Source organism: Marinomonas flavescens (genome assembly GCF_004352835.1).
In the GTDB taxonomy this organism is placed as follows: Bacteria; Pseudomonadota; Gammaproteobacteria; order Pseudomonadales; family Marinomonadaceae; genus Marinomonas; species Marinomonas flavescens.
In genome coordinates, this window is sequence record NZ_SJSB01000025.1 from 1 (window position 1) to 14982 (window position 14982).

The window sequence follows — 14982 nt, forward strand, 5'->3', positions numbered from 1 at the left end:
CGCCATGGACACTAATCACCTAGAGCGAGAGATAAGACCTATCCCAATGGGTAAGAAAAACTGGCTCTTCTGTTGGACAGAACTGGGCGCCGAACACGTTGGCATCATCCAAAGCCTAATCTGCACCTGCAAGCTGCACGACATCGACCCTAACGACTACCTGACAGATATCTTGCAACGAGTCAGCCAACATCCAGCAAAAAAAACCGCTGACTTGATCCCAAGACGATGGAAGCAGCTGTTCGCAGACAACCCGTTGAAATCGTCATTGCTCTGAGAGTCAATGACTCCCTAGAATGAACGCTTACAATAAAGCGATGGTTTGGTTTTAGGAAAGTCATCTATCGCGGCTTAGAGAAAAATGATAATAAGCTGGCATGCTGTTTGCTTTAGCCAATGTGTTTAAAATTGATCAGATGATACGCGCCGCAAGGGGTTAATCCGTTCAAAAGCCCCTAAACAAAGCTGAATGAGCTTATTTAGGGGCTAAAAGTACTGAAGTGAGTAACATTTTGTGCTTTTAAACAAATTAGGCATTCTGGTCACAATGCGAATTCTTAATCGCAGTTTCCTTAGCCTTGAAGCAAAGATTGTCCACTGCTAATTAAAAAACAATTAGGCATTCTATTTTAGAAATATGAATTTCATTTATTTCCATAGTAAATACATAAATCAACCTTCCCTAATCAATAATTAGTCAATTAATATCCTTCAGTTAATTTACTTTATATTCGTCAATAATTGATCTATTTACGTCAATGCCAATACCTGGTTTGGTAGGAATCTGGACCTTACCATTCACCATGCTAATGCCATCAAAGATCAAATCCTTACGAAATGGGTGGGAAGACTGATCAAATTCCAACATTGGATGCGTTGGATTCAAGGAGAGAGGTGAAGAAGGGATAGAGGCGATAAACTGCAAAGATGCGGCGATACCAATCCCTGACCCCCACACATGCGGAATCATCATCGTTTGATTCGCTTGGGCCATAGCTGCAATTTTCTTACACTCTGTAATACCACCAGATGAACACAAATCAGGCTGAATAATATCTAAAGCACGAGCCTCCAGCCAAGGTTGAAAACCCATTTTTCCAAATACCTGCTCACCTGCGGTAATATACGCTCCCGAAAGATTTTTAATTTGCTGGTAACCCTTAATATCTTCAGGCGACAATAGCTCTTCAAGAAAATAAAGATTCAAATCTTCCGTAGCCTTGATAAGACGACGAGCCTGAGCGGCATTATAGGCACCATTTGCATCAGCCATAATTTTTACTTTATCGCCAACTGCATTTCTAATTGCTTTAATAATCGCAACGTCTTCTTCGATGCCAAAACCAATCTTAAGCTTGAATGCTTCAAAACCCGCATTGACATATCGATGCGCTTCTTTAATAGAATCTTCAGGATAGATACCGCTTTCTGTGCGGTAAAAACCAGTAGCGTAAGGCGTTACTTCAGTACGAAAAGCACCACCAATTAAAGAGTGAATAGGCTTATTAAGCACCCTCCCCATCACATCCCAAAGAGCAATATCAACACCACTAATAGCATTAACCGCTGAGCCACCCTGGCCATAAGGGCGCGTCGTGTTATACATTTCTTCCCATAGCACCTCAACATCGAATGGGCTACGACCAAGCAGAATAGGTTTAAATACCTGCTCAATAAAAGCCGCAGCGATGTGTGGTGGCTGCAAACCGTGACAAAGAGACTCACCCCAACCTGTGACACCTTCATCGGTGATAATTTCAACAATAAGCGAGCTTCGCTGTTTTACCCAGCCTTGAGAAAAATAAAAAGGTTCATCTAAAGGAACCGAAATAGCATGGGGGATCACATCAATAATTTTCATAAAATCTAACCTTGACCAAGGAGCTAGCTAAAAAAAAACAACTCAAGATTTTGTATCGAGATACAATACAGAAGTAGCGGTATATTTAAATATTAAAACATCATATGTTTATAACATATGATGTTTTAATATGGCAATTTATATGTCTAAAATACAGCGGAATTAAACGATTTGAGAGTTATTTGTAAGCAGAGACTTAGCGGAAAGGTGGCAACAACCTAATTTTATATAAATGAGAATCCATACTGAAAAGGCTATGCACAAGAAAAGAAAATGTGGCTAAGAAAAAATCTAATAAGTTCAACCCTAGAAAAATTCGCCTAAAAAGAAACTATAATCATGCAAGCAGGCATCTCATGAGAAATACAGCTGCTAAACATGACGTTAAGCATAAAGACTTACAGGCTATTCGGAGTGAAACGAAAGACACTTTAAGTAACTTTTTCTGACAATCGATGCTTTGCATCACTTAATAATTCTTGGGTAAGGCTTTCAGCCAAATCCCCATCACGTGAAGCAATGGCATTATAGACAGCTCGATGAAACGGGATAGAGTCTGCATTATTTCTAGGATCTCTATTGGTAATACGAATACTAACCAATAAAGCAGAATAAATAACACCTTCCATCGCCTTTAAAAACTCATTACGAGCAGCAAGTAAGACGGTACGATGAAACAAAGCATCAGCAACAATATAATCCTCTACTGATCCTTTTTCATTTTCCATACGAAAACAAGCTTTGTCGATTTCAACAATGTCTTCGTCTGTCGCTCTCTCGGCTGCCCAACGAGCTGCTTTTGGCTCAAACGCCAAACGAACATCCATTAATTGACGAAGAAAATCTTTATTTGGTGGCGCAGACAGATGCCATGCCAATACATCATCATCCCAGATTACCCAATGATTCCGAGATCGTACTTTCGTGCCTATACCGCGACGCACATCCAACAATCCTTTGCTGACCAAAATTTTGACCGCGTCTCGAATGACAACCTTACTCACCTGGTAACGCTTCGTTAGCGCTGTCTCATCATCAATCAAACTACCAGGAACATAAGTACCAGCAACAATACGGCGACCTAACTCTCGAGCCACCTGAGTAGATAAACTCGGGGCCATGCCTGCTGCTTGCTTTAAATCGTAATATATTAATTCGCTCATAATTCACATTCAAACATATGATGTTTATACCGTCAATAAATAACTTATTTTACCATTAAACGCCATGAATTTTTTATGAAAACACAGCCCTAGAGTCAGTATTTAGTCAAAAAATATGAATTTTAAAGGAGGTAAAAAGAATCCTTTTAACTCTCATAATAGACTAATTAGGTCATCAGTGCTTACGTGGACCTTTACTCACCAAAACAACAATTATATCATTAGGTAATAAGCTTATTACCAATCTAAGCGCAACATCAATACCCTTTCTAACGAAGCAATATTAATTTTAACAAACCAACCTACTAATGAGTTTTTGATGAATAAAATGACAGTTGAACGCATCATCCCCGCATGGAAGTGGCTCAAAACATATTCTTTGGGTGATTTACAAAACGACACTGCAGCCAGCTTAATTTTCACCATTATGGTAATACCACAAAGTCTTGCTTATGCAATGTTAGCCGGCTTACCTGCTATTACTGGCCTATACGCGAGCATCTTGCCTTCAATTTTATATTCTATTTTTGGTACTAGCCGAACACTGGCTGTTGGACCCGTCGCTCTCACGTCCGTTATGACCGCCTCTGCGATATTGCCTTTTGCAGCTTCAGGCTCTGAGCATTACGCAACTATCGCCATCTTACTGGCACTCATGTCTGGCGTGCTTTTATTAGTATTAAGCTTGTTTCGATTAGGCTTTCTCACAAACCTAATGAGCCACCCCGTTATTTCTGGTTTCATTAGTGCCACCGCTTTAATTGTAATAATAGGACAATTTAAATATTTGTTAGGCATTGAATCAGAAGGAGATACCCTTATCCCTCTAGTCACTAGCCTATATAGACACTTAAGTGAGACAAACTCACCAACACTCATACTTAGCATTATCTCTATTGGATCTTTGCTTATCATGCGCAGCCATTTTTCATCATTTTTAATCAAAATTGGTTGTTCAAAACATACGGTTAAACTAATAGGCAAATCAGGCCCTGTCTTTGTTGTCGTCTTTGCAACCCTTGCTGTTGCCATTTTGTCATTAGATAAAATGGGGGTGAGTATTATAGGCGCAGTGCCTACGACACTCCCTAAAATTCAACTGGGCAACGTCACCCTAGCAATGGTAAAAGAATTAATACCGAGTACTATTTTAATCAGCATTGTTGGTTTTGTTGGCTCAGTCTCCGTCGCACAAACCTATGCCGCTAAACATCGACAAGACATTGATCCTAACCAAGAACTAACAGGCCTAGGACTTGCCAATATAGGCTCTGCCTTAAGTGGCGCATTCCCTGTTACTGGAGGATTTTCGCGGACGGTTCTTAATGCTGAATCTGGCGCGACAAGTCCGATGACGGGCATTATTACCGCGGTGCTTATCTTTCTGACGTTGTTATTTTTAACACCATTATTCTTCTATCTACCTAAAGCCATTTTAGCGTCGATTATTTCTATTTCTATGATGAAATTAATCAGCGTCCAAGATTTACGTCATCTTTGGCGTTTTTCTAAAAAAGAAGCGATTCTATTATTGATTACATTTTTTGCTGTGTTAATTGAAGGTATGGAAACTGGCTTAATCGTAGGTGTGTGTTTGTCTTTGCTGTTTTTCCTTTGGCATACCAGTCACCCGCACATTGCCATTGTTGGTCGTGTTCCGGGGACTGAGCACTTTCGTAACGTACAACGCTTTACCGTCGAAACCCATCAAAGCGTGTTGACGGTTCGAATCGATGAGAACTTGTTTTTTGCCAATGCCCGCATTCTTGAAGAGCGTTTACAGCAAGTGGTGTCTGAAAACAAAGAGGTGAAACACTTAATTTTGATGTGCACCGCGGTCAACATGATTGACGCCAGTGCATTACAAAGCTTAGAGAAGATCTTTACCCGTTTGGCGGATGCCGGCGTGCAGTTGCACTTATCTGAGGTAAAAGGGCCGGTAATGGACAAACTAAAAGACACTCAGTTACTTAAAGAGTTAAACGGAGAAGTCTTTTTGACTCAGCATCAGGCGATTAAGGCCTTAGAGGGTTGCCAAGTATAGAAAAGGCCTAACAAAAACACCGCTGAGTCATTACCGCCACAAGACTAACTTTGCGTTAGCTTGCAGCAAATAATAATCAGCGGTGTTCATTAAATCAGCGCGTTATACGTCTATTTAATGAATAATCGGCTTATAGATTACCAAACTTACCATTGGTGTTTTTCCATTCGCTTTTCGGCAAAATCGTTTCCATGACATCCCAATGTTCGGCGATCTTGCCATTTTCTACACGGAATAAATCATAGTAAGAGGTCTCTTTACCCGCAAACTTCCCTTCACTGATGGCCAATACAAAGTTCCCTTCACCCAGTACCTTATGTACTTTTGTAAACGTCATTTTAATGCCATGTTTCGCCATTTGATCCATCGCTTGACCTAGGCCGGACAAACCATCTGCAATCGCGGTATTGTGTTGAATGTAATGGTCGCCGTCAAAAAACTGTGACATTTTTTGGTATTCACCTTTCACCAATACCGTATTCACAAAATCGCTTACTAGGGCTTTATTAGCGGCGGTTTTATCCAGATCCTTAACCCTCAATGCGCCATCTAATTGAGTATGTCCACTCGGATTTGGTTTATCTGCTTTAACGGTTAAATTGTCCCAATGCTCGACAATCAGACCTTTGTCGAAACGAAATACATCAAAACCGACCTTTGGACCAAAAAAATTGTAATCTGTTTGAGTAAACACGTAATTACCGTCTTCAAATGATCGAACCACCTGTACTTTTGCACTGCCTTTTGGCAGAGCTTGCAACACTTCACCAAAACCTGCTAAACCATCGCCAATAGCCAAATTATGCTGTGTGTAATGACGAGCATTGATGTAACCAATCGCTTTCGTATCACCCGTTTCAATGGCATTCAATACGGCTACTGCTTTGTCTTTGTTAGAAACAGTCGCTGGGGTAGAAACACTCGTACTGGTACATGCGCTCAATAATGCACTACTGGCGACAAGTGTGGCTAAAAGTGTTGTTTTCATGTTTTTTTCCTCACAGTTGAATATGCCGCTATTGTAAGGAGAATTGAAAAATCGCAGAGGTCAAAACAAGCCACAAAATGGTAAATATTGAACCGTTTGAAAAACACTTAATACATTACATAAGGAATATGAACTAAGTCTTTTTCTTAAATTGACTTGGTGTCATTAAGGTGTGCTTTTTAAAGTATTTAACGAAATTGGTGACCTCGTCAAAACCGAGACTACTGGCAATTTGTTGAACTTGGGCATTCTCTATCGACAAACGCCGCTTGGCTTCTAACACCACATGAGCGTCAATAAGCTGTTTGGCGGTAAGGTTAGTTGCAATTTTGCAGATTTTATTCAGGGTTTTATAACTGGTACCAATCAAGTGCGCGTATTCATTGGCGTCACGAATGCTTGCATAATCACGCGCCAAGCAAGCCACAAAACGCTCAAAGCACTTAATCTGTGACGCGTTTATTTGGCAATGATAAATGTCTGGCCTTAATTCACTCACCTTGGTCAATACGGCAGCAAAAAGAACTTTGACATATTGTATGTTTACCGGCGTATTGGTAAATTCGGCCGCTATTAACATCAAAATACTCTGTAATGACAGGGCTTGTTTCTCAGCCATCAACAAACTTGGGCGATAAGAGGACAAGAACTGAGTCGGCGCAAAAATTCGAGCGTCGATGGCGGCCGTTACCTCATCCAAATAGCGATCCGTGAATATCACCACGGTGGCGGCGGGTTTGTTCACTAAATCAAAGGCGTGTATTTGCCCCTTATTCACCAACACCAAGGCATTTTTTTCCACCGGGAAAGCGTGAAAATCGACAAAGTGCTCGCCTTCATTCCCCGTATAAATAATAAGGTTATGAAAGTTCACCCGATGCGGCTGGTCAATATACGCCAGCTCACCGCTTTCTGCTCGACGATAAAGTTGATCAATATCAAATACTTGAAAACCAACTTTTAACAAGCTCGATTCTTTAAATTCAATTTGTCGTATTTCATTACTCATAAGGAATTCTTCATATAACGCACTTACATAAAGAGGGGGAGTAAAATCGCCTCGGCTAGAGAAAATCACCGTAACGCTGAAGATTAACCTCTTTGATGCGTTGCTCCATAAAATCCAAAAATACTTTCACACGCACAGGGGTAAGGCGCCCTGGGGGTCTAACCGCCCAAATTTTTCTTTGTGGCCACACGGTAAAATCCGGCAAAACCTGCACTACCCTACCTTCTCTCAAGGCGGGACCCACATGCCACAACGCCGCCAAGCCAATACCAACGCCGGCTTCGACCAATTCGCCAATGGCATCACCCCAATTAATGCTCACTGGGCCGGATACCGCTACATCATGCAAATCACCTTGGCTGTCTTTAAATTGCCACACATTCGATCGCTCAAAAGGAATGCACGCATGCTGCGCTAAGCTCTCGACACTCTCCGGCTGCCCAGCTCGCGCAATGTATTCAGGCGAAGCGACCAATACCATCGGACTGTCATCTATGCTTCGAGCCAACAAACTAGAGGACTCTAGCTGACCGATCCGAAACGCCACATCAAAACCTTGCTCGACAATATCAACGCGCTTATCGCTGAAATCAATGTCTAACTGCAACTTGGGATAAAGGCGTAACAACTCAGGCACAAAAGGCACCACATACAAGCGACCAAACGATGCCGCGACGGCAATTCTTAATGTGCCTTGGACTTTTTCAGCGTCCCCTTTAAAGACATTACGGGTTTCTTCGATGTCATCTAAAATACGTTTTGCGTGCTCAATAAACACCTGACCATCGTGGGTTAAACTCACCGCCCGTGTCGTTCGATGAAACAGCTTAACGCCCAATTCTACCTCCAACGCCTGAATCCGCTGACTGGCATTGGTTGGCGATAAATCAAACTCGACGCCCGCTCGGCCAATGGCGCCTAAGGTGGCGACACGCATAAACAACGCCACACTTTTTAAATCTAAATTCATCACGCCCCCAAGATTTCAACGTTTTATGTAAATCTATACTATCCCAAAATACGGGATAATTATTGTTGTTTTAGCCCGATGATCTATTAAAAAATTAATAATACTATAGATACCATTGAAACAGCAGGCAGAACGCACGCTAGGTTTCCCCCCTTTATCGTAAATTATCAACGCTAAGCGAACAGGAGCATCAAGATGAAAGCCATTGGATACCAAACACCTTCAAGTATTGATCTAGAAACCTCATTAGTCGACATCACACTAGACAAGCCCAGCGCAACAGGAAAAGACTTGCTCGTTAAAATCCATGCCGTGTCCGTTAACCCAGCAGACACAAAAATACGCGCCATGGTTCCGCCACCAGCCGACAGCTGGGGCGTGTTAGGCTTTGACGCTTCTGGTGTTGTAGAAGCGGTTGGGCCTGATGTCAGTCACTTTAGCGTCGGTGATGAAGTATATTATTCTGGCTCAGTAGCTCGCCCTGGCACCAACAGTGAATTCCACCTTGTGGATGAGCGTATTGTGGGTAACAAACCATCTAGCTTGACTCACCCCGAAGCCGCCGCATTGCCACTGACAACCCTCACCGCTTGGGAAGCATTATTTGATCGTTTGGATGTTAACCGCCCAACCGTACAAGGCAGTAAACTTATTCTGATTATTGGTGGCGCAGGTGGTGTTGGTTCTATCGCCATTCAGTTACTTCGTGCTATGACGGATATGACGATTATTGCGACTGCATCGCGACCAGAAACTGAAGCCTGGGTCCGTGAACTTGGCGCTCACCATGTGATCAATCATCGTCAACCTCTTGCGCCACAAATAGAAGCATTAGGATTGGGCGCACCAGGATTTGTTTTTTCAACCAATCAAACTCACAAACACTTGCCTGATATTGCTGAATTAATTGCCCCACAAGGACGCTTTAGTGTTACCGATGAACTGGAACCGTTTGAAAGCCGCCCTTTTGTCATGAAAGCCGTGTCCATCCACTTTGAGTTGATGTTCACCCGTGCCTTATTTGAAACAGCTGACATGGATGAGCAAGGCAAACTATTAAACCAGGTCGCTGCCCTAGTAGATGCGGGCAAAATCCGCACTACTTTGACGGAGATCGCAGGCAAAATAAACGCTCAAAACTTACGCAAGGTACACGCTCAGATTGAAACCGGTCAAGCACGTGGTAAGACGGTGTTAGCGGGCTTCTAAGCCCCTTTCTTCAAATCATATCTCGTTATTATTTCTCTTTATGACAGCAAGGAACAAGATCATGGCTATCACTAAAATCATTAAATTCAACGTTAAACCCGATCATTCTGATGCATTTAAAAATGCCTTATTAGACAACAAAAAAGGCACAGAAAGCGAAGCCGGTTGTCTTGAAATGCGCCTTTATGTGGACAATACAAACCCTAATCTATTCTTTGTTTATGAGCGTTGGTTAGACGATGCGGCGTTCGCCTCTCACGCAACGCAAGTTTATACTCAGCGTATGCTGGCACTCTTTGACAGCGCCCTTGCAGAGCCTGCTGAGTTTATTGATTTAAGCGATACGCAACCTGCGCCTATTGCCCTAAAACCGGCCGATAAAGACGACCCTTTGTTTAACATTATCTTCATCTTTAAAATCAAAGCCGGTATGCAAGATCGTTTTGTTGCACAATTTAAAGAGCACATCACCCACACGCGCCAAGAAGATGGCAACTTGTTATTTGATTTGTATACCATAGATAACGACGATCAAACCTTGGTAGTGTACGAACATTGGCGTAAAGAGTCCGACGTTTGGGACATTCACTTCCATCAGCCTTACGCCAAAATCACCGGCGCATTAATGGAAGAAGGTGTCATCGGTGACATGGAACAGTATATGAACTTCGTCACTCAAATTGCATAACGACGGCGCGGCCGAATGCGCTAAGCTGCCATTCGCTAAGCAAAAAAAGGGTGTGAACCTCTCAGGTCACACCCTTTTTAATCGTCTTTCAATGACTCGTTATTTTCCCATTACGCAACGGTTACGGCCTTGTTTTTTGGCTTCGTAAAGCGCGTCATCTACTGACAACAACACTTTTTTAACCGGTGTAGAATGATCCAACCATGACGCAACCCCAATCGATACAGTGATATGACCAACCACATCAAATACTTCTTCGGCAATCGCTGTTCTTAGGCGTTCTGCCACTAGTAAGGCATCGTCTTGCGAGGTTTCTTTGAGCAGTAAAACAAACTCCTCTCCGCCTGTTCTGGCCACCATATCTTGTTCTCGTGAGAAGCGGTTCATGATTTGGATTTGCTGCTTAAGCACTTCGTCACCCACATTATGGCCGAAGGTGTCATTCACTTTTTTGAAAAAATCAATATCTAAGGATAATAAAGAAAACGTTGTACCCTGTGCCGCCAACTCTTCAAGCCTCATTTGAAAACCACGGCGATTATTCGCGCCAGTAAGAGGGTCGGTATCTGCATCAAGTCTAAGTTGTCCTATTTGATTTTGCAGCAATTTAACCCCGCTTAATATCGCCTTTTTGAGGCTTAAACTCTCAACATACCAAGAGTTAATGTGCTCAATTTCGTCACTTACGGTAGGGCTATCGAGTGATTTGGCCTTGTCCGCAAGCTGTTTAAGAGGACGTGAAATTGCACGAGCAAACCACCATATAAAAAGAAAAACAATAATAGCCAGTGGTAATGTTTTTAAAATGACTTTTTCCATAATGCCTTTAAGAGGGAGCAAAGTAGATTGCAAAGGACTTTGAGTAATAATAATCCAATCGGTGCTAGGAACAATGGCGTACCCGGCTAACATATCGATACCTTTACTATTTCGTAACGATATCCCACCTTCATTATTGGCGATAATTTCATCAATACCGTTATTATTCTGAATAAAGGTACCAATTCTGGATTTATCAGGATGATATAAAATTTCTTTTTGTTTATCTATTACATAAATATAAGAACCGTTTTTGTAATAATGTTCACCTAAAATTTGGCTCAAAATATTCGGCCTTCTAAGGTAAATGGTTCCCCCTAAAAAGCCTCGGTAATTATTCTGATCATCAACAATAGGAGCAGAGATAAAAACCAATAAATTATTGATTGTAGAGAGATAAGGCTTACTAATAAGAGCTTTTCTCTTTTTGAGCGCCTCTAAACTGCCTACTGATTTTAAACGTTTTCCAAGCAAATTAACTGTTTCTGGTGACACAGCTTGAGCCAATCCTGTCGAATCACTAATAACAACGGAGTTAAAACTGTTTGTTTGATATTTCAGTCGATTCGCAGCATGTTTCAGCACAGCGGTATTATCCATTTTATTACGAACTTCATTTGCGGCATAGGTTAACTGCTGACGCGATGCTGCGAGAAATACTTCTGTCGTGTCTGCCAATTTATTTGCATAAGCTCTATTTACTTCTATTGCCTGAGAGATGAGCTGTTCTTTTTGTACTTCATAGTTTGAATAGAAGCTGTTTAAAAAAGTAAGTATTGTGGCGGTGATGGCTAAAAATAAAATCAAACGATTTAATTTCAAAAAATTGCTTTTTAAAGTACTCAATCGCTTTTTCCTATTTTCTCTATGGCGGTGTGTGTTCAAAAATACCGCAAATATTCATCCATATCGCAATAAAATGACTCAATGAACGGCTTTATCGATCAACGCTCACTAAAGGGCGAAATATATCATACCTCTATAGTGCATGTACCTCATAAGTTTTAACCACAATATGAACAAACCCTTCAAAAAACTTACAATTAATTACATTGATAACACAATTGAAAATCATTATCATTAGCGAAACTGACAACAATTCTCAACAAGGTTATTCACTCATGACTACACGAATCCCCTCTCGTTTTTTTCTCAACATAATAGTGTTAAATTTTTTAGCCCTTTTCTCTTACTCGGTACTAGCAGACACCTTCCCCGTTACTGTTAGAGATGTGGCAGGTCGCACTATTACTATTGATAAACAGCCAGAAAAAATCGCATTATCAACAGGGCGTCTACTTCCATTACTTGAAATCATGTACCAAAAAGATGCGGTAAAACACCTAGTCGCTTGGCGAGATGATATGCGTGTCTCTGCACCAAGCATGTATGCTAGCTATATCAAAGACTATCCAGAGCTTAAAAACCTCCTAAAAATAGGTAAAATTAAATCCGGTGAGTTTGACGCTGAACGTTTTATCGACATGCAAAACAAGCCAGATTTATTTGTTGTCGATCTATCGAACATAAAATTAGCGGAAGACAAAGGTCTCATCGCAAAATTAGATAAAGCGGGCATTAAAGTATTGGCCGTAGATTTTCGTGAACATCCTATTAAAAATACACTACAGTCGATAACCAGCTTAGCAACCGCTTTAGGTCGAAAAGAACAAGGTCAGCACTTTGCTGATTATTATCAACAACATATCAAAGCAATCACAAATACTGTTGCATCACTTCCTGAAGCAGAAAAACACAAAAAAGTATTCATTGAACGTGCTGCCGGCTATAACACATCCTGTTGTCGCACTTTCTCTGCAGGCAACATGGGTGCTTATATCCCTTTCTTAGGCGCTATCAATATTGCTGATAAACCTTTAAAAGGGGCTGTTTCTGGCCAAATGTCACCAGAGAGCGTCATTGTCGCGCAACCGAATGTATACATAATGCAGACGACTGGATGGATTGATAAAGAAGGAAATGCCACTGCGGGCATTCCATTGGGTTACGCTCCAATCAATAACGCCGCCATTAAAAAATCGACTCAATCTTTAATGGACCGCCCATGGCTAAAAGCAGTAAATGCTTACCAGCATCATAATGTTTATTCGATTTACATGCCTTTTTATAACTCCCCTTATAATCTAGTCGCCATCGAATACTTTGCTAAATGGATTCATCCTGAAGAATTTAAAAACCTTGATCCAGAACGCACTTTTGAAGAAATGAACTCACGTTTCGGAAATCGCAAAGCAACAGGGATATTTGGTCAAAATAACACTGAGGCCATGAAATAATGAGTGATATGAGTTACGTTCCAAGCGCTTCAGAACATGCAGATGAGTTTATAAAAAAGACACACGATGCTGAGCTTAGTCATGCTTTAACAAGGCATCACTTACGTATTAAGAGGAAAAAACTGGCTCTTTTCGGGTTTTTCCTCTTAAGCATTATGGGTCTTATTGCCGACATTCTTATTGGTTCTCATGGCCTCACGTTAACTCAGGTACTTGGCGCTATTTTTCACCCCGCCTCTAGTGATATCGCCAGTCGAACCATTGTTTGGGACATTCGTATGCCGATGTCCCTTATGGCGCCCTTTGTCGGAGGCGCATTAGCCATTGCTGGCGCCCAGATGCAAACAACGTTAAACAACCCATTGGCTGATCCCTACACTTTTGGCGTCTCTGCAGCGGCAGGATTTGGCGCGTCACTTGTTATTACAAACATCGTTGCCATTCCTTTTATTCCTCAGCAATACCAAGTGGCAGCAATGGCATTTGTAATGTGCTTGTTAACCACTTTTATGATTGCTGGTATTTCTTCAATTAAGCGTATTTCTATTGAAGGTGTAATGTTGTTTGGGGTGGCTATCATGTTTGCTTACAACGGTATGTTGACCATGATGCAATACATTGCGACTGAAACTCAGCTGCAAACGTTAGTCTTTTGGCAAATGGGATCTCTTGACCGAGGAAGCTGGGACAAAATCATCATCCTCGCTATTTTGTTACCCATTGTGTTAGCCATAATGATGAAGGATGCGTGGAAACTTTCGTCGTTAAAAGTCGGTCTTGAGCGTGCTGAATCTATGGGAATAAACGTTAAACGCCTGCGTATTAAAACGCTGTTACTCGTGTCATTAATCACCTCGCTGTCCGTCGCTTTTGTTGGGGCCATCGGCTTTGTCGGTTTAGTCGCTCCGCATATTGCTCGCATGGTTTTAGGGGAAGATCAGCGCTTTTTCTTACCCGCTTCTTTTTTACTAGGCGCCGTATTACTTGAATTCGCTTCCATCGCCAGTAAATCGATTATGCCGGGTATCATATTGCCATTAACCGTTATGATGTCGATGGTGGGTATTCCATTCTTTATCTTCTTGATCATCAAAAAGGGCGGAAAATTCTGATGACACTAAAAATAAACAAACTTTGTGTCTCCTTTGGAAAAAACCTAATTTTAGACAATATGAGTATTCCAGACATTCACCCTGGGGAAATGGTGTCGCTCATCGGTAAAAATGGTGCAGGTAAATCGACCGTACTCAAGCAAATCACTAAACGTATACGCTTAGACCATAAATCGGTTCTACTAGCAGGTAAACCACTGGTACTTGATGACATCGGTTATCTGCCACAAGATCACCGTATATCCGCTAACATCACCGTACTTGAACTGCTGATTACCACCATGCATATCGGTTCAAATTCACTGTTCACTAAAGCCAATAGCGCCGAGAAGGCACTCACTTTATTGAAAAGTATTGGGATTATGGCTCTAGCAAATAAAGTCTGTACTGAATTATCCGGTGGTGAAAGCCAGATGGTTGGGCTGGCGCAAGCCGTGATAAACACGCCAAAAGTGCTCGTATTAGACGAACCCACCGCCGCCCTCGACATGCACAACCAGTTCAAGCTGCTAGAGTTCGTTAAATTCTACACAAAACACAATAACGCCTGCGCCATCATGGTCATGCACGACCTAAACTTAGCCATTCAGTATTCTCACAAGGTGGCGGCCTTACACAACGGAAAACTGTTTGCCTACGGGGAACCAAGAAAAATCATTGATGAGCAGCTCATACAGGACATATTCAACGTCAACTCACAAATTATCCAATTGGATGACTACCCCATGATCGCCGCTCGCTTATAAAGAATTAATGCATTTACGCGTGATTTAGACTAATCGATAAAGCCTGCTCTACGACACAATGTATTATTGAAAAATA

Annotated in this window: 13 protein-coding genes; 7 read left to right on the plus strand and 6 right to left on the minus strand. The window is 41.7% G+C overall.

Going from position 1 to position 14982, the window contains the following annotated elements:
• On the plus strand, window positions 1-277 hold a 277-nt coding region (locus tag E0D70_RS16770), incomplete at its 5' end, for a transposase domain-containing protein (RefSeq protein ID WP_133013425.1).
• Window positions 278-715: 438 nt separating this feature from the next.
• Here the strand turns inward: E0D70_RS16770 and E0D70_RS16775 are convergent.
• Both E0D70_RS16775 and E0D70_RS16780 read right to left on the minus strand, forming a co-directional pair.
• Window positions 716-1861 (minus strand): mandelate racemase/muconate lactonizing enzyme family protein, encoded by a 1146-nt coding sequence (locus tag E0D70_RS16775; RefSeq protein ID WP_133013426.1) that lies wholly within the window; start codon window positions 1859-1861, stop codon window positions 716-718.
• A 431-nt stretch (window positions 1862-2292) separates the two neighbouring features.
• Window positions 2293-3024: a FadR/GntR family transcriptional regulator gene (locus E0D70_RS16780; protein ID WP_133013427.1), complete on the minus strand. Its 732-nt coding sequence runs from the start codon at window positions 3022-3024 to the stop codon at window positions 2293-2295.
• A 319-nt stretch (window positions 3025-3343) separates the two neighbouring features.
• Between E0D70_RS16780 and E0D70_RS16785 the strand changes: the two genes are divergently transcribed.
• Window positions 3344-5068, plus strand: a complete 1725-nt coding sequence (locus E0D70_RS16785; RefSeq protein WP_133013428.1) for a SulP family inorganic anion transporter — start codon at window positions 3344-3346, stop codon at window positions 5066-5068.
• A 130-nt stretch (window positions 5069-5198) separates the two neighbouring features.
• Here the strand turns inward: E0D70_RS16785 and E0D70_RS16790 are convergent, their stop codons facing one another.
• The 3 genes from E0D70_RS16790 to E0D70_RS16800 form a co-directional block, all read right to left on the minus strand.
• Window positions 5199-6056, minus strand: coding sequence for a nuclear transport factor 2 family protein (locus E0D70_RS16790; RefSeq protein WP_133013429.1), 858 nt, complete (start codon window positions 6054-6056; stop codon window positions 5199-5201).
• A gap of 133 nt (window positions 6057-6189) precedes the next feature.
• Complete coding sequence (locus E0D70_RS16795; RefSeq protein WP_133013430.1) at window positions 6190-7065, minus strand: helix-turn-helix transcriptional regulator; 876 nt, start codon at window positions 7063-7065, stop codon at window positions 6190-6192.
• Window positions 7066-7120: 55 nt separating this feature from the next.
• Entirely contained in the window at window positions 7121-8035 is a 915-nt protein-coding gene (locus tag E0D70_RS16800) for a LysR family transcriptional regulator (RefSeq protein ID WP_133013431.1), read from the minus strand.
• A 195-nt stretch (window positions 8036-8230) separates the two neighbouring features.
• Between E0D70_RS16800 and E0D70_RS16805 the strand changes: the two genes are divergently transcribed.
• Both E0D70_RS16805 and E0D70_RS16810 read left to right on the plus strand, forming a co-directional pair.
• Entirely contained in the window at window positions 8231-9244 is a 1014-nt protein-coding gene (locus tag E0D70_RS16805) for a zinc-binding alcohol dehydrogenase family protein (protein WP_133013432.1), read from the plus strand.
• A gap of 61 nt (window positions 9245-9305) precedes the next feature.
• Complete coding sequence (locus E0D70_RS16810) at window positions 9306-9932, plus strand: putative quinol monooxygenase (RefSeq protein WP_133013433.1); 627 nt, start codon at window positions 9306-9308, stop codon at window positions 9930-9932.
• A 99-nt stretch (window positions 9933-10031) separates the two neighbouring features.
• Here the strand turns inward: E0D70_RS16810 and E0D70_RS16815 are convergent, their stop codons facing one another.
• Window positions 10032-11597 (minus strand): sensor domain-containing diguanylate cyclase, encoded by a 1566-nt coding sequence (locus tag E0D70_RS16815; protein WP_133013434.1) that lies wholly within the window; start codon window positions 11595-11597, stop codon window positions 10032-10034.
• A gap of 275 nt (window positions 11598-11872) precedes the next feature.
• Between E0D70_RS16815 and E0D70_RS16820 the strand changes: the two genes are divergently transcribed.
• Genes E0D70_RS16820 through E0D70_RS16830 form a run of 3 tightly spaced genes read left to right on the plus strand, consistent with a single transcriptional unit; the run spans window position 11873 to window position 14906 of the window.
• Complete coding sequence (locus E0D70_RS16820) at window positions 11873-13048, plus strand: ABC transporter substrate-binding protein (RefSeq protein WP_133013435.1); 1176 nt, start codon at window positions 11873-11875, stop codon at window positions 13046-13048.
• Complete coding sequence (locus E0D70_RS16825; protein WP_133013436.1) at window positions 13048-14160, plus strand: FecCD family ABC transporter permease; 1113 nt, start codon at window positions 13048-13050, stop codon at window positions 14158-14160. The genes E0D70_RS16820 and E0D70_RS16825 overlap by 1 nt, the downstream gene beginning before the upstream one ends.
• A complete protein-coding gene (locus E0D70_RS16830) occupies window positions 14160-14906 on the plus strand; it encodes an ABC transporter ATP-binding protein (protein ID WP_133013437.1) in 747 nt (248 codons plus the stop codon). The genes E0D70_RS16825 and E0D70_RS16830 overlap by 1 nt, the downstream gene beginning before the upstream one ends.
• The last annotated feature ends 76 nt before the right edge of the window (window positions 14907-14982 follow it).

Excerpts from the sequence above, each read along its gene's own strand:
- E0D70_RS16775 (WP_133013426.1), bottom strand. The coding sequence starts at position 1,861 with ATGAAAATTATTGATGTGATCCCCCATGCTATTTCGGTTCCTTTAGAT.
- E0D70_RS16780 (WP_133013427.1), bottom strand. The coding sequence starts at position 3,024 with ATGAGCGAATTAATATATTACGATTTAAAGCAAGCAGCAGGCATGGCC.
- E0D70_RS16785 (WP_133013428.1), top strand. The coding sequence starts at position 3,344 with ATGAATAAAATGACAGTTGAACGCATCATCCCCGCATGGAAGTGGCTC.
- E0D70_RS16790 (WP_133013429.1), bottom strand. The coding sequence starts at position 6,056 with ATGAAAACAACACTTTTAGCCACACTTGTCGCCAGTAGTGCATTATTG.
- E0D70_RS16795 (WP_133013430.1), bottom strand. The coding sequence starts at position 7,065 with ATGAGTAATGAAATACGACAAATTGAATTTAAAGAATCGAGCTTGTTA.
- E0D70_RS16800 (WP_133013431.1), bottom strand. The coding sequence starts at position 8,035 with ATGAATTTAGATTTAAAAAGTGTGGCGTTGTTTATGCGTGTCGCCACC.
- E0D70_RS16805 (WP_133013432.1), top strand. The coding sequence starts at position 8,231 with ATGAAAGCCATTGGATACCAAACACCTTCAAGTATTGATCTAGAAACC.
- E0D70_RS16810 (WP_133013433.1), top strand. The coding sequence starts at position 9,306 with ATGGCTATCACTAAAATCATTAAATTCAACGTTAAACCCGATCATTCT.
- E0D70_RS16820 (WP_133013435.1), top strand. The coding sequence starts at position 11,873 with ATGACTACACGAATCCCCTCTCGTTTTTTTCTCAACATAATAGTGTTA.
- E0D70_RS16825 (WP_133013436.1), top strand. The coding sequence starts at position 13,048 with ATGAGTGATATGAGTTACGTTCCAAGCGCTTCAGAACATGCAGATGAG.
- E0D70_RS16830 (WP_133013437.1), top strand. The coding sequence starts at position 14,160 with ATGACACTAAAAATAAACAAACTTTGTGTCTCCTTTGGAAAAAACCTA.